The following is a 16,854-nucleotide window of genomic DNA, read 5'->3' as shown; positions in this document are numbered from 1 at the left end:
GTTGCTGTGTCTCAATGACGGCCGCATTATACAGAAACAAATGACTAAAAGTGATCTTTCAATGTGAAGTGAAGCGTATTTGGTTTTGTCGCTACACAGGCTACGAAAATTACGTTAATTTATGCTCATCACGAATAATTGGGAATCTTCATGTTTACAGGAATCGTTCAAGGTATGGCAAGCGTCGTATCGGTGGAAAAGAAGCAAGACTTTCAAACTCACACGGTTAAGTTAACCGATGAACTCGGCGCAAACCTTGCGATAGGCGCTTCGGTTGCTCATAACGGTTGTTGTTTGACGGTCAGTAAAATTGAAGGTGACCTGGTGAGTTTTGACCTCATGCAAGCGACGTTAAAACTGACCAACTTAGGCGAAGTTGAATCCGGCAGCTTAGTAAATATCGAGCGTGCAGCCAAGTTTGGCGATGAGATCGGTGGTCATAGCATGTCTGGTCATATTTCACTGATGGCGACGGTTGTCGATGTGATTGACTCACCAAACAACCGAACCATTTGGTTTGAGCTGCCAAGCGATAGTATGAAATACGTGTTGGCAAAAGGCTATATTGGCCTTGATGGCTGCTCCTTGACGATTGGCGAAGTAAACGAAAACAAGTTCAGCGTTCATCTTATTCCGGAAACGTTGCAACGCACTTTATTTGGTCAGCGTAAAGTAGGGGATAAAATTAACGTCGAGTTTGATCCTCAAACTCAAGCGATTGTCGATACGGTAGAACGTGTTCTGGCGGCTAAACAGTTAGGCTAGGGCTGAACGAAACATAAAAAGAGCGCTTTTCAGCGCTCTTTTTTGATGGGTTTAGAAAATTTGTTCATCATCCGCATCGATAGAGAGATCGATACGATTCATTTGCTCATTAACCACTAGATTATAGTGAACGGCATTACAACAAGCTGGGCAATCATCATAGAATTCTTGATTGCCATTGGAGGCGTCGAGGGTGATACCAATAGAGTGGCCGCAGTGAGGGCAAGATACCTGTTTCTCAGTGAAGTTACGCATGGACATTACCTCTTTAAAGACTTCAAGTTGCTAGCTGAAAGTGAGAGATTTCACCTAGCGCTTAATTAAATATTATCGATAGAAGTTAGTAATGGACGTGAATTAAGTACAAAGTTTGACTAGCGACAGAAAATAACAATAGAGGTGGTTTAAAAACCACCTCTATTGTTGCAAAACGTTGCTAAAACACTTTGAAAATTGCTTAAAAAGCCTGAATTCGTTTAATTAAGGATTCAGCTTGCTCAAGGTAATGACCACCAAACAAATTGTAATGATTAAGTACGTGGTACAGGTTATAAATCGGCATACGTTGTTGGTAGCCCGAATCGAGCGGACTGACACTTTTATAGCCACGATAAAACTCTTGGTTAAAGCCACCAAACAGTTCGGTCATGGCGAGGTCACACTCTCTGTCGCCCCAATAGCAAGCGGGGTCATAGCAAATTGGCCCGAAAGGCGTATTGGCAACGTTTCCATACCAAAGGTCACCATGAAGTAGTGAAGGGCGCGGTTGATGTGAGGCGAGTTGTTCTCTAATAACCTGAGTGAACTCATCAATATCGACAAGTTTAATGCCTTTTTCACTCGCTAACTGCAATTGCCAACCAATGCGTTGTTCGGCAAAGAAGCGGCACCATTTTTTGTCCCATTTATTGGGCTGAAGGGTGTGCCCAATGTAGTTATCTTGGTCAAACCCAAACTCTTTTTGTTCACCCCATAAATGGAGTTCTGCCAGCTTTTGCCCAAACGCATAACTGTTGTCTGAGTCATCGAGATTTTTCGTCGGTAAATAATTGAGGATAAGGAAGGAGTTATGTTTGCAGTGTCCAATATGAACCAGCTCTGGCACAAACACGGTAGAAGTATCACGCAGCGCTTTGATATTGTCAGCTTCAACTTGGAATTGAGGTAGGAACTCACGCTGATTGATCTTGATGAAATAGCGCTGCTCTCCATCACTGATCATATAAGATTCACTAATATCCCCGCCACTCAACCTCACCTTCTCATGGATGGTGAAATCAAACATCAAGGTTTCAGACAATTGCTCTGCGATCGCTTGCCACATAGTACGCCCTTCAATCAGATGATGACTGGAGTAATTGTAGGTCATGCTTTGATTAAAAACCGAACGATGCAGCAAAGAATTCAACGATTTGGGCTGAAATAAGCAACTGCATTTATAAAGTGTGAAGAACATCAATAGATTAAGATATCTTGCGGAAGGTTGATCTGCATTCCGTTAAATGCACGCGAGAACTGATATGTTTTCGCTTCGTTTCTATATTTGTGTTGTATTTATAAGCAACTGGCACCAGAGTCATTGTTAAGTGACTGAACAATGCCGTAGTATAGGCAAGTCATCTAAAATTATAATTAATGGAGAGGAATGTGGTTGTTGATACTGATGGCTATCTAGCTCTTGTAGAATATCTTGCATCAAACCTTGATGTGTTCGCTGCTGACGGCGATACAGGAACAGAAAGTATTGAAGATGTTGTCACTGATATGGTGGCTTCCAATATTATGTCTATTTTCGAGCAAAACCCAGAGCTGCATTCAAGTGTACGTTTTAAGCTTCTTAAAGAAGCGGATTCTGTTGTTGCCGATCTTGGCGAAGTCCTTGCGGGTGTATGGGGTAAACCAGCTGCCAATGAGCAAATTGCCTTTCTTGATGAATACATCGCGCTAGTAAAAAACCTGTTTGACAGTGCAGTCGCTAAATACGACTGATTCAAAGGTTATAAAGGCGGGGACATTACCCGCCTAAACTGCCAGAAATTCCCCGCCCAATATGGGTTATCCAATCTAGAAATAATCACCCCTTTTGACGTAGAAGCATGCATAAACTGCTTGTTGCCTAAATATATGCCAACGTGCCGAGTGGTATAAGACGTCTTAAAGAACACCAAATCGCCTACTTTAGCTTGGTCATAATCCACTGCTCGTCCAATTTCTACTTGTGTCTTTGTGGTTCTAGGTAAGTTGACTTGTAATCCATTTGAGTAAGCCGTTTGCACAAATGCCGAACAATCAACACCATTTAGGCTTGTTCCACCTAAACGGTAGGGCGCACCTTGCCAAATTTGGTACACATCCATCAGCTTCTGTTTGGTTTGTAACTCTTCCGGGCTCAAACTGGACTGGTTACTGCGCGAAAAATCAGGGCTTGAAGAACACGCGACTAACAACCCGATGGCACAAATTGCCGACACACCGCGTGATAGATGAGATAGAAGATTAAGAAACATAAAGTATTTCATCGTCCTTAATGACATTTAACTGTAATAGTCCGGCCATACACTGCAAAAAATTGACTTAAGTATTAAACATAATTGCATAGTAATGGAATCTAAAAAAAATCAATTTTCACTCTCGCTGATCCAATCAATCAGTGCGATTTTTATTTGCTTCGCACTGCTCATTACCGGGCTATCAGTATTGAGCCAACGAGGATTAGAGCGAGTAGGTGTTCAATTTACCGGGCTTTCTGACCAAGCGTTACCTCTTTCTTTAACAAATGCGAAGCTAACGCAATCTCTATTAGAACAAGCAAAGCAGCTAAGTTATGCAACTCAAGTGAGTTCGGAGCAAGAACTACAGACGCTAGTGAATACAATGAGTGTATTGAGCGAGTCATCATTGCAATATCGCAAACAGGTCAACGAAATACTAAAAACCTTACCGCAAGTCGTTAGCCAACAGCAAAAACAACAGCTTCTGCAAGATTCTGAGCAATTAGAAACGTTATCCGATTCGATTTTGTCAATGCAACAGAGGTTACTTGCCTTGCAAGGCGAAATTGACAGTAAAGTCGGTGAGTTTCGGTATGGCATTAGCTCGATTGGCCCAGAAATGAACCGAATTTCTTCATTTTTAGCCATCGAGAATCCAGAATCTTCCGATGCCGCAAACCGTTTTATCGCCAGCGCGAGTTCAATGGAAAGCACTTTTCTTATGCTGCTGATGCAACAAGATCAAGACAAAGCACGTAAAGAGCTCAAGCAGATGAAGTATCGTAATGCCGCCATCAATCTCGCATATGATGATTTCAAAGAGTGGCACCCTGAGGTGACTGAATTTTCAAGCCTGACTGCGCCCTATCAAATGGTGCAAGCTGGATTTTCGAAAGATGGCGTACTCAATCTCATCATGACCAAGTTAGAACTGGCTGAGCAGCAGAATGATTTGCTAGCAGAGGTTCGCGTTAAAACGGCGTCTGTGGTTGAAACGTTAAATCAAATATCAGCAAGCTCAGAAAACCTCATTGTTCAGAGCGAGCAAGTGGTGAAGGGTACGATCACAACGATCACAACAACGCTGATTAGCTCGACGATTGTGATTGGCTTGCTGGTTCTGGTGGTTTGGTTCGGGCTAAAACGCTGGGTTCAATCAAGCTTAAAGCAAATTATCAGCCATTTATATCTAGTCACAAAACATGATTTAAGCGGTAAAGTGCCGATGACTGGGCCAAACGAAATGCGAGAAATCGCCGAACATTTGAATGAAGTGATTGTTTCAACCGGCGATTCTTTGCAAAGCGTGACTGAGAATAGCCAAACGCTTAATCAATCGGCAGCCGATAATTACCGCGCGGCAGAAAAGTCCAAATCCAGCTTAGCGCGTCAAAATCAATCTCTCACTGATATGGTCACCACGGTAAATCAATTGGAAGCGTCAATCCGCGAGATCGCCACAGTCACCAATGAGTCCTACGACGAATCAAAACAGGCGAAACAGCACACAACCGTTGGCGTAAAAGCGATAGAACAAAACCGCACCCGCTTAGCGTCATTAGAAACGACGCTAAATGACAATGAAAAAGCAATGGTGAAACTCGACAAGCGAGTCAATCAAATCAATGAGATGGTGGATATGATCTCTGGTATTGCAGAAAACACCAATTTACTCGCATTGAATGCCGCAATTGAAGCTGCTCGTGCGGGTGAACAAGGGCGGGGATTTGCAGTCGTCGCAGATGAAGTGCGTAAGCTAGCCAGCGATACGTCGGAGCAAACAAGGAATATTCAAGTACGGATGAATGATTTGGTTGTGGCGGCTGAGCAGTCTCGTAAGGCGGTCGCGGACTCTCGTGAGGAAATGGCGCAGGCGCTCGTTTCTAGTGAAGAGGTCAAACACACCTTTGAAGATATCGATCAAGCAGTCAGCCTAATTGGTGCGCGATTTGAACAAATATCGGTGGCGACTGAAGAGCAAGAGCGTGCCACCGCGGATGTGAGTCGCTCAATTAGCCATGTTTCAGAGCAAGGCGATCAAACTAACTCGCAGTTAGTCACGATGCTAGATATTTCGCAAAAAGTGTCTGACATTGCTAAGTTGCAAACTAACATGCTAGAAAAATATCAACTGACCAAATCCATGATTTAAACTGGTGCAAGGTGCGCCAAATAAGTAGAAGGGGACATTCGTCCCCTTATTTTTTACGAAAAGGTTGGGTCAGCATTTTGTCTAGCCACTGCTCGCGCGCGGTTTGGAAATAGGGCAGACCAATGGTGGCGTTATCATGACCCGCTTTGGGTTGGTCAATGTAAGTGTTAAACATCTGGTCCCAAATCGATAAGAAAAAACCAAAGTTTGAGTGGGTTTCTTTTACCTCAACGGAATGATGCACTCGATGCATGTCGGGCGTTACAACGATTTTACGAAGCCATTTATCAAGGGATAATGACAGTTTTGCGTTGCTATGGTTAAACATGGCACTGGCGTTTAACAATACTTCAAACACCAATACTGACATTGGGTTAATACCTAACATGACGACAACAGCCATCTTTATCCACATCGAAAGGAGGATCTCAATTGGGTGAAATCGTGCGCCTGTGGTGACATCGATGTCTTGATCAGCATGGTGCATTCGGTGCAAACGCCAAAGAATCGGAACACGGTGGAAAACTAAATGCTGTAAGTAAATGGCTAAATCTAGAAGAACCACTGCAATCACAATCTCTAATGCCATGGGCAGCTCAAGTTGGTTAAGCAAACCGAAATGGGATTTTTCTGCCCATACCGCTGCTTCAATGGCGAGTATTGGCATTAACAGCGTCAAAAACAACGAATTTAAGCCGACTAAACATAGGTTATTGAGCCAGCGTTGCCATTTAGATTGGGTGAGTGTTTTACGCGGTAACACCCATTCCCATAATGCGCAACTGAGCAATACAATTAAGAATATAGACAGGCGAATAACATCAGCTTGTTGCATTTAAGATCCTCACTTGCAACTTCAAATAGGGTGAGTAGAATCTCACGCCTTACTCGTTTCTATCATTATCGACGATTCACTATGAGAATTCACGGATTTCACCATCTATACCAACTTCGCCAACAAAACTCGACCAAAGCATTTGCTGCGCGAGGTAGTAAAGTAGAGCGCTGTCAGTACTGCCAAGTGGCACAAAAACATTGTATCTGTGGGTATCAGCCAGATGTTGATAGTGATGTGGCAGTGATGCTGCTCGTATCGGAAAACGAGGTGTTTAAGCCGAGTAATACCGGCCGCCTAATTGTCGATACCATAAAAGAAAGCTACGTGTATCAATGGAATAGAACAGAACCTGATAGTGATATGTTAGCGTTGATTCAAAACCCACAGTATCAACCTATTGTCGTATTCCCTGATGAGTACGTAGAAGATAAACAGCGCTTAATGGCTAAGCAGTCGTTGCCGTTAACGAATGGCAAAAAGCCGCTATTTATCTTTCTTGATGGAAGCTGGCGCGAAGCTCGCCGAATCTTTCGCAAATCGCCATACTTACAAGATCTACCGGTGTTATCTATCCAACCTGAGCAGCTTTCTCAGTACCAAATGCGTAAATCTGATAACGAACAACACCTTTCAACAGCGGAAGTTGCTGTTTTAATTTTAGAGGCGGCGGGAGAGTTAAAAGCATCGAACACACTCGAACAATGGTTTGCGGTTTTTCGCGAAAGCTACCTGCTATCAAAGACTCGTCTAAAGCCCGATTTTACTCGTCCCGAGTTAAAACGCTACCTTGCCGCAAATCCGCACCATCAGGGTTGATTTTACATTTCATTTAACAGATAAACAGGGACAGGTCACGGATTGTGAGAATCGCTCTGTGGATAATGAGCGAGTTTAGATTTATGTATTTTTCTGGGAGAAAGTAAGATGTACTACGGCTTTGACGTGGGCGGCACCAAAATCGAGTTTGGCGCATTTAACGAGAAATTAGAACGCGTCGCGACAGAACGTGTCCCAACGCCAACCAGTGATTACCAACTACTACTTGATACAATCGCTGGCCTAGTGAGCAAATATGACCAAGAATTTCAGTGCGAAGGTACGATTGGCCTTGGTCTACCTGGCATGGAAGACGCGGATACAGGCGCGATCTTAACCGTGAATATTCCAGCAGCTAAAGGTAAAACTTTACGTAAAGATTTAGAGGCGATCATTGGGCGCACGGTCAAAGTGGATAACGATGCGAACTGTTTCGCGCTGTCTGAAGCTTGGGATGATGAACTAAAAGATTCTCCATCAGTACTTGGTCTTATCTTAGGTACAGGTTTTGGTGGTGGCATCATTTATGATGGTGCAGTGTTCTCTGGTCGTAACCACGTAGCGGGTGAAATGGGCCATATGCGTCTGCCTATTGATGCTTGGTTCCACCTTGGCGAGAACGCACCACTACTAGATTGTGGCTGTGATAAGAAAGGTTGTATTGATAACTATCTATCAGGTCGTGGTTTTGAGCTTCTTTATGCTCATTACTATGGTGAACAGAAGAAAGCGATTGATATTATTAAAGCGCAAGCAGAAGGCGAATCCAAAGCGGTTGAGCACGTAGAGCGCTTTATGGAGCTACTGGCGATCTGTTTTGCTAACCTATTTACTGCCAACGATCCGCACGTAGTTGTGTTAGGTGGTGGTCTATCAAACTTCGATATGATTTACGAAGAGATGCCAAAACGCATTCCTAAGCATCTTCTTTCTGTAGCGAAGTGTCCTAAGATCGTAAAAGCGAAACACGGCGATTCAGGCGGTGTTCGCGGTGCAGCATTCCTAAATATTAAATAATTGTATTTAGTTAATAAAAAAGCATCAGCTAATGGCTGATGCTTTTTTGTACATCTAATCCGAATCAAATGGGATTATTTCTTCTTACCTACACCAAGGTTTTCTTTTTGTTGTAGGGTAATTTTACCAAAGCCTAGCTTTCTAAAGTGGTTGTCGCGATAGTTGCGAACGGCTTTCGTATCAGAAATCGCTTCAATTTGCTGTTCCATCTTTAGGAACTCTGAAATATCAATACCTTCTGCTTCTGCTACCGCTTCATGAATATTGCGGTGCTGCTGGTATGAGAAAGTCAGCGTCTTCTCTTCGTCTTTGTAAGTATAAAGGATGGTACGAGCCATGGATTTCACTCTTAAATAAATTCTATTGAAACAAATAGTAGAGCCAGCGAAGTGCTGGCTCTCATCTAAATGGTGTTGGGCTAGATTCTGCCTTGAAGAGGGATGATTGTCACGCTTTCTCCCGCTTTTACTGTATCTACCGCAGGCGAGATTTCAATTAAGCAGTTGGCCTCGCTCATTGAGCGCAGAATGCCTGAGCCTTGTTTACCGGTAGTACGTACCAGTAATCGACCAGAGGCATCTAACTCATAGACACCACGACTGAACTCAGTACGACCTTGGCGAGAGCGCAGGTTTTCCGTTGCGATTGCGGTAACTTTCAATGGTTGCCAATCAACTTCACCCTGCATTTTACGTAATGCAGGTTCAACGAAGTTAATGAATGACACCATCACAGCAACAGGGTTGCCCGGTAAACCAAAGAACGGCTTGTCGTTGATTTGCCCGAAAGCAAGAGGGCGTCCCGGACGCATGTTAATACGCCAGAAATCGATTTGACCAAGCTTATCAAGTGCAAGCTTAATGTAATCAGCATCACCGACAGAGACACCGCCAGAAGTGATCACCACATCGGCTTGTGCGCTGGCTTTTTCAATCGCATTAATCATCACTTCTTCGTTGTCTTCAAGAATACCGAAGTCGATGATTTCACAACCAAGCTTCTCTAACATGCCCATAATAGTGTAACGGTTAGAGTCATAAATTGTATTTGGCTTTTGCTCACTACCTGGCGCTTGAACTTCATCGCCGGTAGAGAACAAGGCAACTTTCAGTTTACGCATAACAGGGCAGTGGCCAAAACCAAGCGATGCCATCATCCCCATTTCTGGTGACGCAATTCGAGTGCCTTGGGTAAAGACATCGGCGCCAATAGCAAGATCTTCTCCGGCTTGGCGAACGTTTTGCCCAGCTTGTATGTCTGCATCGCCAAAGGTTACCGCGTCACTATTACATTGCGCTTGTTCACGCATTACTACGGTGTCAGCACCTTTGGGCATAGGGGCTCCCGTCATGATTTTAACGGCTTGACCTGTTTGTAATTCACCCTCATATGCATGACCAGCCAGCACTTCGGCAACGACTTGATAACTCTCTCGCTCTAAATCGTCACTACGAATCGCAAAGCCATCCATCGCAGAGTTGGTGTATTGAGGTACGTTCACTGGTGAAGTTACCGCTTGCGCAAGCACACGGTTATAACATGTGTCTACGGGTACCGACTCGTGCTGCTCAACAGGGTTGACCAAAGAAAGGATCTTTTCTTGACCTTGGGTAACAGAAAGAAACGCAGGCGAAAGCGTATCGCAACATGCAGCAACAGATTTCTGTTGGCCATTATTCGCAACATAGCCGATCACAAATTGCGTAATGGCATCTAGGTCGTTGATATTGAGCTGAGGCAACTCTGAATCATTAACTTGGCTATCTGCTGCAATAGCGATGATGTTTTCATCGTTAGGGTAGAGCCATGGTTTACCCACTTCTTCGCGATGTAATTCAATTTTTGGGAAAGCAATGTTCTTACAACCCTCAACCAGAACTACATCCAGTTTCTGTTGGTCAAAGCGGCTTAATAGGTAATGGAACTCAGACTCTTCTTCCGGCGTTTCGGTCATTAATGCGTAACGATTACGAGAAGAGATCAGCATTTGGCTTGCACCCGCTTTACGTAGGCGGTAACTGTCTTTGCCCGGTTTATCAACATCAAAATTGTGATGGGCGTGTTTTAGCATGCCAATGCGTAGACCTGCTTCTGTCAACTTAGGCAGTAAAGCTTCAATAAGGGTTGTTTTGCCCGTACCAGAGTAGGCAGCAAAACCAAGAATAGGGACGATATGGTTATTGTTCATCGGATTGTTCCAAACTGAGCCAATTCTTGTGGCGTATTAAGATTCACAAAGCAGTCTAATGAGTCGCTAAAATCGACATAAGCGGTATTGCACTCTTTATAGAGTAGGATGATTTTTCTATCGCCACGTTCTAAAAATGCGGTCAGTTTTGGCAACACACGTTTATGGTAGAGCGTAAACACAGGTTGCTGATGGTCGCCATCGTGCGCAACCAAAATGTCAGTATCTGCGGTCACTTGAGAGCAAAATCTTTCCACGAGGTCGTGATTGATTTGAGGGCTATCACAAGGGACAAAGCCAACCCAATCCGTTTCGGCTTCAACTAACCCAGCGTGGATTCCGCCCATAGGGCCGGGGTAATCTTTGAATTGGTCTTGAAATACATGACCGTACTTGGCGTAAGCTTCAAGGTTACGGTTAGCGTTAATTAGTATTTTAGGGGTTTGTGGCGACAGGCGTTCAATAACGTGCTGTATGAGTGGTTTATTATTTAGTTCGATAAGACCTTTGTCTTGTCCACCCATACGGCTGGCTTGTCCGCCAGCCAAAATAACCCAACTAGTTTGCGTTGGAGGTAGCATAAGTGTTCTCTTGCTTCGCTTCGGTTATGATTTGTAACAAAGGAGACTCTACCAGAGTTGAGTCCTTGATCCACCATTGTTTACGACATAAGTCCGTTAAGGCGTTATTTTGATGGCTTGTGACCACAATGCTAGAACCACGGCTGATTAAGTCTTGAGCTAATACCACTAAGCGTTCAATCGACTCTTGATCAAGGGAAGCGCTTGGTTCATCCATTAGCAGGATCGAAGGTGTTAATATCCAAGCTCTTGCCATTGCTACACGTTGTTTTTCACCACCAGAAAGCACCGATATGTGCTCATCAGCCAGCGTTTCTAAACCCACTAAACGCAAAGCGTTGATAACCTTTGCGCGTTTGTCTTGTTGGGTATGTTTTTGGTAGCGGATACCGTAAGCAACATTTTGATATACCGTACCATCAAATAGGTAAGGGGATTGGTGCAAATAAACCACATCACGTCGACCACTTCGCGCAAAAAAGCGTTGGGCGAAATTGTCGTTCGGCGCAATAACTTTACCTGTGGTTGGTTTCAGCAATCCCGACAAAATTTTAAGCAGCGTCGTTTTACCCACACCATTCGCACCTTTAAGGTAGATGGCGTCGTTTGGGCCTATTGTAAGCTCAGGTATATGGAACAGAACTCGATCGTTAAAACGCATAGAGAGTTGCTGTGCAGCGATTTTAATTGTCATACAGCGCCTTAAGTTCTCAAATAGCCTTTACCGCGCATGCTAGTCAGCATGCAGTTCAGCACTAATGCTAATGAGAGTAATACAATTCCTAATGCAACACCTTGCGCAAACGCGCCTTTATGGCTTTCCATTGCAATGGCGGTGGGGATATTTCTTGTTACCCCCATAATGTTGCCACCGACCATCATCGAACAACCCACTTCTGTCACAATGCGAGAGAAGGCCGCGATGGTCGCTGCGAGTAACGGAAAACGCGTTTCCCAAATCATGGTTGCCGCCAAACGCGTCATGGATGCGCCAAGCGTAATGGCCGTTTCCACTGCGCGGCGATCACTGGATTGCAATGCGCCATGCATCATTGAAACCAACACAGGGAAACAAATCAGCATTTGACCAAATATCATGGCTTTTTGAGTAAACAGCATTTGCCAGTCACCCAAGGGACCTGAACGGGACAACAGCATATAAAGCAATAAACCGATGACCACTGTTGGCACTGCCTGCAGCGTATTAATTAAGGATAGCAGTAACCATTTGCCTCGAAACTCGGTGTAAGCGAGTACAAAAGAGAACAGAATTGCTGGTAGTAACACCAAGGTAATCGAGGTCAAAGAAACACTAAAGGAGACCGCAACGATCTCCCATAGTTGTTGGTCAAAGCTGACCAATAATGACAACGCATCTAAAGTGGTTTGCCACAGGCTCATACGTGATTATTTCTCGTTAGCGTTGGCAACAAACAGTTGTTTGCCATTCAGTTTAAAGCTGTTGATAAGCTCTTGGCCTTTAGGATTCACTAGCCAATCACTGAACACTTTTGCGCCTTGGTAGTTGATGGTTGGGTAGCGCTCTGGGTTCACCAGAATCACTTGGTAAGGGTTGAATAGCTTCTTATCGCCTTGGAACAAGATTTTAAGATCAAGCTTGTTGTTGTATGCCAACCAAGTACCACGGTCAGTCATTGTATAGCCTTGCATTTCTGAAGCCATGTTCAGAGTTGGGCCCATGCCTTGACCTACTGAGCGGTAACCACCAAAGTTTGGTTCGATGCTTGTTTGTTCCCAAATGCCTTTTTCTTTCTTATGTGTGCCTGAATCATCGCCACGAGAGACAAAAGTCGCGTTGCTTGATGCAATGTTCTTAAACACTTGAGCCACGTCTTTTTGATCAGCAACTTTTGCTGGGTCAGCAGTAGGGCCAACAATAACGAAATCGTTGTACATAAGTTTACGAGGTAGAACGCCGTAACCTTTCTCTACAAAGTTTGCTTCCGCTTTTGGTGCGTGAGTCATCACCAAATCTACATCGCCATTTTCCCCCATTTTAAGAGATTTGCCTGTACCAGCAGCGATAACATCGACTTTGTAACCGGTGTCTTTTTCAAATTCTGGTAGAAGGTAATCTAATAAACCAGAGTGGTAGGTACTGGTTGTGGTCGCCAAACGTACATGCGGTGCTTCTTCCGCAGTCGCTGAGTAACTTGCAAGGGCTAAAGACGCTGTAATGACTGTATAACTAATGGTTTTCATTGTTTTATTTTCCATGTTTTGCCTAATGCCATAAAAACTGGCTTGGTGCTTCCGACGTTAAATTATGTTTGATATCAAATCGCTGGGCGAGATCACAAAGCTGATTCGATGATCTGTGCGCAGGTACTTGCAAACTAGATGCCAAGTTTAAATGTCTCAATTTGCTTGTTTTTGCTACAAAAAATCTTCATTTCGGCTGGGATAAAATGGCTCATGAGACAATTTGTCTCAATTGTTCTCGATTCCTGCCTGATAAACTTGGTACACTCTGACCCAATCCCACAATAATAAGAGTAGAACTCATGTCGCCAACGATCGACGAAAATAAACTGTCCCAATACCAAGCGTTTTCAGTACTGGTGGTTGATGATGAAGTAGGGATGCAAACCATCCTGCAAAAAGCATTAAGTAAAATGTTTTCCAAAGTAGATACGGCAGGCAGCATTGAACAAGCTGAGGGTCTGCGCACATCAAACCATTATGATTTGATCATCCTTGATATTAACCTTCCGGGACGCTCTGGCATTGAGTGGGAAGAAGCCTTTACCGATGAAGATCGTAAAGCAGACGTTATTTTTATGACTGGATATGCGGATTTAGAAACCGCCATTTCTGCGCTAAAGCTTGGCGCGACAGATTTCATTCTTAAGCCGTTTAATCTGAGCCAAATGCTGCAATCTGTTCAGCGCTGCATGGACAAACGCCTTAACGAACGTTTGCAATATGCGCTTCGTCATGACTTTAATCGTCACATTACCACCGAAATTGTCGGCAATTCAGAGCGAACTAAATTACTTAAACAGCTGATTACCCAATTTGCTCCATCACGCGCTTCGGTATTGATTGAGGGTGAATCAGGTACGGGTAAAGAGTTAGTTGCCCGTGGTGTTCATGAAGCGAGCCAACGTAAAGGGCCGTTTGTACCGGTCAACTGCGGGGCAATAGCGCCTGAACTTCTTGAAAGTGAACTGTTTGGTCATACATCAGGCGCGTTTACTGGTGCGAAGAAAAACCGCGAAGGCCTTTTCCGCGTGGCGAATGGCGGCACATTGTTCTTAGATGAAATTGGTGAGATGCCGCTAGCGATGCAATCAGCGTTGCTGCGCGTGCTAGAGCAGAGAACCATTCGACCTGTAGGTAGCGAAAAAGAGATCACCGTTGACGTTCGAGTTGTCGCAGCGACCAACCGAAACCTTCAACAAGAAGTAGAAAAGGGTAACTTCCGCCAAGACTTGTTCTACCGCTTGAACGTATTAAAAATCGATGTAACACCATTGCGAGATAGAAAATCTGATCTCAATGATTTGGTGCCGTTCTTTACTAAAATGCTGTCTAAAGAACTGGCCATGCCTGATCCAAAATGGGCGCACGAAGACATTCAAGCCATGCATGACTATCAATGGCCGGGTAATATCCGTGAGCTAAAAAACTTGATTGAACGTTGCATTTTGCTCGGCAAGCCTCCTGCGCACTATTGGCGTGAAGTGGAGGGTATCCATGATAAACCGAGAGTATCGATGACGGTTTCTTCCGGCGCGCAATTGATTGAGCTTGAGCAACCCACCAAAGAAGTCGGCCAAGGTTACCCGAACTCTTGGACGCTGAAAGAAGTCGAAAAATCGCATATCCAGCAGTTGGTGGATTTTCATGATGGCAACAAATCTGCCGCTTCTCGTGATTTAGGTGTTGCGCGTAAAACGTTAGAGCGTAAATATAAAGAATGGGACGCTGAGGAATAAGCCGATGCCAAACCGCATTAACTTGATCGCTAAGTGGCGATATCGCTTCAAAACCATGGTGCGTTATCGCCTAATGTTTCTTACCTCAGCGCCTATTATTTTCACTTTGATTGCGCTGATCGGTATTACTATTTATTGGTCTATCCACTATACATGGCAAAGCGCGTTAGTGGATGTGTCCGAGCGTTTAGGTGTCGCGAACAACAGTGTTGTGTTGTTGCAGCAAAAGCAAGCCAACCATGTTAAATCTTTCGCCGAGTCTTATGATTTCCGAACTCGTTTGGCAGAGTCCCAAGACGATCAAGCTCTCCAACAGTGGGTGTCTGAACAAAAGAACCGCTACAACTTAGACTTTTTATACTTGCACCGCGATGAAGACATTTCTCATCAGGTGTTGACGGGGAAAGAGTCATTCTTTGATGTTCTTTCTGCTCAAGAGCTTAATAAGCTGGATAAGAACTTGGCGAAAAGCGCGCAAGTCGCGGTGTTAGATGAGCGTAAAGTTGAGCAGCGTGGGTTAGTTAGCCGTACCATCATTCCGGTGCGAGATAACAATTACAAGATCGTCGGCTTTCTTGATGGTGGTTTGCTGCTAAACAACAGTACGGTTTTAGTCGACCAAATACGCGACCTGATTTATCCATCAAGCCATGATAGCTTGCGCCCAATCGGCACGTTGACCTTGTTTTTGGATAACTTGCGCGTCAGTACTAACGTGCCATTAGACAGTGAGCAACGAGAAGGTCGCGCCATCGGTACTCGCGTATCGGATGAAGTGGATTACGCGGTATTAACCCAAGGCAAGCAATGGGTGGATAAAGCTTTCGTTTATGATGCTTGGTACATTACCGCCTATGAGCCGATTAAAGATCAGCACGATAAAGTGATCGGTATGCTCTATACCGGTTATCTGATTTGGCCATTCCTCAAGGCGTACATGACTAATATTGCCGAGGTTAGTGTCACCACATTAACCTTGCTTCTCATCTCTGGGGTGTTCGTTTATCGAGGCTCAAGAGACTTGTTTAACCCCATCGAACATATACACCGCGTAGTAAAGATGATTCAAATGGGTAAAGACACCCGTATCGGTCCTTTAGGCTTGGATGAAGAGCACGAATTGGCTCAACTCGCTAAGCAGTTTGATAACATGCTTGATTTGCTTCGTCAGCAAAAAAACGAATTGGAGCAAGCGGCCATTCAGCTTGAAGCCAAAGTACAACACCGAACGGCAAGCTTAGAAGAGAAAACCTCTGAGTTAGAGCTGCATATTCAGTTGCTCAACCAAACACGCGATAAACTGGTCATTCATGAAAAACTCTCGGCATTGGGAGAGCTGACCGCAGGTATTGCTCATGAAATCAATAACCCGAGCGCAGTGATCTTGGGTAACGTTGAGCTGATCCAGTTCGAGTTAGGGGATGACAGCGATCGCGTTAAGGATGAGCTTGAAGCTATTCACGCGCAGATCGACCGTATTCGCAATATCACCCGAAGCCTTTTGCAATATAGCCGACAGGGTGGCGTACAAGATGAAATTACGTGGCAGCACGTTAATCCGATTATCGAAGAAAGCATTACCTTGGTGAAAACCGGGAGCAAAAAGCGCGATGTTGAGTTTGTCTCTAACCTCAAAGCGCATACTTCGGTAGAGGTGAACCGCCATCAGTTGCTGCAAATATTAGTTAACTTGCAAATGAACGGCATTCACGCCATGCAGGGCAAAGGGAAACTGACCATCAGCAGTGAAGACTGGATTGAAGATGGGCAAGACAGAGGCGCGGTGGTGCATATTCAAGATGAAGGTTGCGGTATTAAGCCTGAAAACTTAAAGCGTATTTTTTCACCTTTCTATACCACTCGCCGTGATGGAACAGGGTTAGGTTTATCGGTTTCACAAAGTATCTTAAGCCAGACCGGAGGCGAGATTACTGTGGAGTCAGAGTGGGGCAAAGGTAGCTGCTTTAGTGTCTATTTGCCGAAAAAAGTTGAAAACAACATCGATCTACTGGTGACAACTCGTTAGCTTGTTGTTTTGATTGA

General features: G+C 44.4%; 17 protein-coding genes. 7 read left to right on the top strand and 10 right to left on the bottom strand.

The window, feature by feature from the left end; all coding sequences use genetic code 11:
• The first annotated feature begins 150 nt into the window (after positions 1 to 150).
• Entirely contained in the window at positions 151 to 765 is a 615-nt protein-coding gene (locus tag OH461_RS04220) for a riboflavin synthase subunit alpha (RefSeq protein WP_270019366.1), read from the top strand.
• Positions 766 to 816: 51 nt separating this feature from the next.
• Here OH461_RS04220 and OH461_RS04215 read toward each other — a convergent pair whose 3' ends face one another.
• Positions 817 to 1,020 carry a CPXCG motif-containing cysteine-rich protein gene (locus tag OH461_RS04215; RefSeq protein WP_260258428.1) on the bottom strand — a complete coding sequence of 68 codons (204 nt, stop codon included), beginning with the start codon at positions 1,018 to 1,020 and terminating at the stop codon, positions 817 to 819.
• Between the two features lie 202 nt (positions 1,021 to 1,222).
• Positions 1,223 to 2,089: a fructosamine kinase family protein gene (locus tag OH461_RS04210; protein ID WP_270019858.1), complete on the bottom strand. Its 867-nt coding sequence runs from the start codon at positions 2,087 to 2,089 to the stop codon at positions 1,223 to 1,225.
• 323 nt (positions 2,090 to 2,412) lie between these two features.
• On the opposite strand from OH461_RS04210, the gene OH461_RS04205 reads away from it, so the two are divergent.
• Positions 2,413 to 2,754 carry a DUF3802 family protein gene (locus OH461_RS04205; RefSeq protein ID WP_270019365.1) on the top strand — a complete coding sequence of 114 codons (342 nt, stop codon included), beginning with the start codon at positions 2,413 to 2,415 and terminating at the stop codon, positions 2,752 to 2,754.
• 8 nt (positions 2,755 to 2,762) lie between these two features.
• Here the strand turns inward: OH461_RS04205 and OH461_RS04200 are convergent, their stop codons facing one another.
• On the bottom strand, positions 2,763 to 3,272 hold the full coding sequence (locus OH461_RS04200; RefSeq protein WP_270019364.1) for an NlpC/P60 family protein: 510 nt from the start codon (positions 3,270 to 3,272) through the stop codon (positions 2,763 to 2,765).
• Between the two features lie 94 nt (positions 3,273 to 3,366).
• On the opposite strand from OH461_RS04200, the gene OH461_RS04195 reads away from it, so the two are divergent.
• A complete protein-coding gene (locus OH461_RS04195) occupies positions 3,367 to 5,409 on the top strand; it encodes a methyl-accepting chemotaxis protein (RefSeq protein WP_270019363.1) in 2,043 nt (680 codons plus the stop codon).
• A gap of 46 nt (positions 5,410 to 5,455) precedes the next feature.
• Here the strand turns inward: OH461_RS04195 and OH461_RS04190 are convergent, their stop codons facing one another.
• Positions 5,456 to 6,244, bottom strand: a complete 789-nt coding sequence (locus tag OH461_RS04190; protein ID WP_270019362.1) for a sterol desaturase family protein — start codon at positions 6,242 to 6,244, stop codon at positions 5,456 to 5,458.
• 81 nt (positions 6,245 to 6,325) lie between these two features.
• On the opposite strand from OH461_RS04190, the gene OH461_RS04185 reads away from it, so the two are divergent.
• Entirely contained in the window at positions 6,326 to 7,063 is a 738-nt protein-coding gene (locus OH461_RS04185; RefSeq protein WP_270019361.1) for a tRNA-uridine aminocarboxypropyltransferase, read from the top strand.
• A gap of 108 nt (positions 7,064 to 7,171) precedes the next feature.
• Positions 7,172 to 8,080, top strand: coding sequence for an N-acetylglucosamine kinase (gene nagK / locus OH461_RS04180; RefSeq protein ID WP_270019360.1), 909 nt, complete (start codon positions 7,172 to 7,174; stop codon positions 8,078 to 8,080).
• Positions 8,081 to 8,154: 74 nt separating this feature from the next.
• Here nagK and OH461_RS04175 read toward each other — a convergent pair whose 3' ends face one another.
• The 6 genes from OH461_RS04175 to OH461_RS04150 form a co-directional block, all read right to left on the bottom strand.
• Positions 8,155 to 8,418, bottom strand: coding sequence for a DUF2960 domain-containing protein (locus OH461_RS04175; RefSeq protein WP_260258436.1), 264 nt, complete (start codon positions 8,416 to 8,418; stop codon positions 8,155 to 8,157).
• Between the two features lie 80 nt (positions 8,419 to 8,498).
• A complete protein-coding gene (locus tag OH461_RS04170; RefSeq protein ID WP_270019359.1) occupies positions 8,499 to 10,268 on the bottom strand; it encodes a bifunctional molybdopterin-guanine dinucleotide biosynthesis adaptor protein MobB/molybdopterin molybdotransferase MoeA in 1,770 nt (589 codons plus the stop codon).
• Entirely contained in the window at positions 10,265 to 10,849 is a 585-nt protein-coding gene (gene mobA / locus OH461_RS04165) for a molybdenum cofactor guanylyltransferase MobA (protein ID WP_270019358.1), read from the bottom strand. The genes OH461_RS04170 and mobA overlap by 4 nt, the downstream gene beginning before the upstream one ends.
• A complete protein-coding gene (locus tag OH461_RS04160; RefSeq protein WP_270019357.1) occupies positions 10,827 to 11,543 on the bottom strand; it encodes an energy-coupling factor ABC transporter ATP-binding protein in 717 nt (238 codons plus the stop codon). The genes mobA and OH461_RS04160 overlap by 23 nt, the downstream gene beginning before the upstream one ends.
• An 8-nt stretch (positions 11,544 to 11,551) precedes the next feature.
• Complete coding sequence (locus tag OH461_RS04155) at positions 11,552 to 12,250, bottom strand: ABC transporter permease (RefSeq protein ID WP_270019356.1); 699 nt, start codon at positions 12,248 to 12,250, stop codon at positions 11,552 to 11,554.
• 6 nt (positions 12,251 to 12,256) lie between these two features.
• Complete coding sequence (locus OH461_RS04150; protein ID WP_270019355.1) at positions 12,257 to 13,072, bottom strand: substrate-binding domain-containing protein; 816 nt, start codon at positions 13,070 to 13,072, stop codon at positions 12,257 to 12,259.
• Between the two features lie 302 nt (positions 13,073 to 13,374).
• Here OH461_RS04150 and OH461_RS04145 point away from each other — a divergent pair, with 302 nt between their 5' ends.
• Positions 13,375 to 14,811 (top strand): sigma-54-dependent transcriptional regulator, encoded by a 1,437-nt coding sequence (locus OH461_RS04145; RefSeq protein WP_270019354.1) that lies wholly within the window; start codon positions 13,375 to 13,377, stop codon positions 14,809 to 14,811.
• 4 nt (positions 14,812 to 14,815) lie between these two features.
• Positions 14,816 to 16,837 (top strand): sensor histidine kinase, encoded by a 2,022-nt coding sequence (locus OH461_RS04140; RefSeq protein ID WP_270019353.1) that lies wholly within the window; start codon positions 14,816 to 14,818, stop codon positions 16,835 to 16,837.
• The last annotated feature ends 17 nt before the right edge of the window (positions 16,838 to 16,854 follow it).

The organism is Vibrio sp. LaRot3, from assembly GCF_027587025.1.
Lineage (GTDB): Bacteria > Pseudomonadota > Gammaproteobacteria > Enterobacterales > Vibrionaceae > Vibrio.
This window is presented reverse-complemented; position numbering and strand designations above follow the sequence as displayed.

Coding starts and splice junctions, on each gene's coding strand:
- OH461_RS04190 (WP_270019362.1), bottom strand. CDS start 6,244: ATGCAACAAGCTGATGTTATTCGCCTGTCTATATTCTTAATTGTATTG.
- OH461_RS04150 (WP_270019355.1), bottom strand. CDS start 13,072: ATGAAAACCATTAGTTATACAGTCATTACAGCGTCTTTAGCCCTTGCA.
- OH461_RS04170 (WP_270019359.1), bottom strand. CDS start 10,268: ATGAACAATAACCATATCGTCCCTATTCTTGGTTTTGCTGCCTACTCT.
- OH461_RS04160 (WP_270019357.1), bottom strand. CDS start 11,543: ATGACAATTAAAATCGCTGCACAGCAACTCTCTATGCGTTTTAACGAT.
- OH461_RS04210 (WP_270019858.1), bottom strand. CDS start 2,089: ATGTGGCAAGCGATCGCAGAGCAATTGTCTGAAACCTTGATGTTTGAT.
- mobA (WP_270019358.1), bottom strand. CDS start 10,849: ATGCTACCTCCAACGCAAACTAGTTGGGTTATTTTGGCTGGCGGACAA.
- nagK (WP_270019360.1), top strand. CDS start 7,172: ATGTACTACGGCTTTGACGTGGGCGGCACCAAAATCGAGTTTGGCGCA.
- OH461_RS04200 (WP_270019364.1), bottom strand. CDS start 3,272: ATGTTTCTTAATCTTCTATCTCATCTATCACGCGGTGTGTCGGCAATT.
- OH461_RS04175 (WP_260258436.1), bottom strand. CDS start 8,418: ATGGCTCGTACCATCCTTTATACTTACAAAGACGAAGAGAAGACGCTG.
- OH461_RS04185 (WP_270019361.1), top strand. CDS start 6,326: ATGAGAATTCACGGATTTCACCATCTATACCAACTTCGCCAACAAAAC.
- OH461_RS04145 (WP_270019354.1), top strand. CDS start 13,375: ATGTCGCCAACGATCGACGAAAATAAACTGTCCCAATACCAAGCGTTT.
- OH461_RS04215 (WP_260258428.1), bottom strand. CDS start 1,020: ATGCGTAACTTCACTGAGAAACAGGTATCTTGCCCTCACTGCGGCCAC.
- OH461_RS04140 (WP_270019353.1), top strand. CDS start 14,816: ATGCCAAACCGCATTAACTTGATCGCTAAGTGGCGATATCGCTTCAAA.
- OH461_RS04220 (WP_270019366.1), top strand. CDS start 151: ATGTTTACAGGAATCGTTCAAGGTATGGCAAGCGTCGTATCGGTGGAA.
- OH461_RS04195 (WP_270019363.1), top strand. CDS start 3,367: ATGGAATCTAAAAAAAATCAATTTTCACTCTCGCTGATCCAATCAATC.
- OH461_RS04155 (WP_270019356.1), bottom strand. CDS start 12,250: ATGAGCCTGTGGCAAACCACTTTAGATGCGTTGTCATTATTGGTCAGC.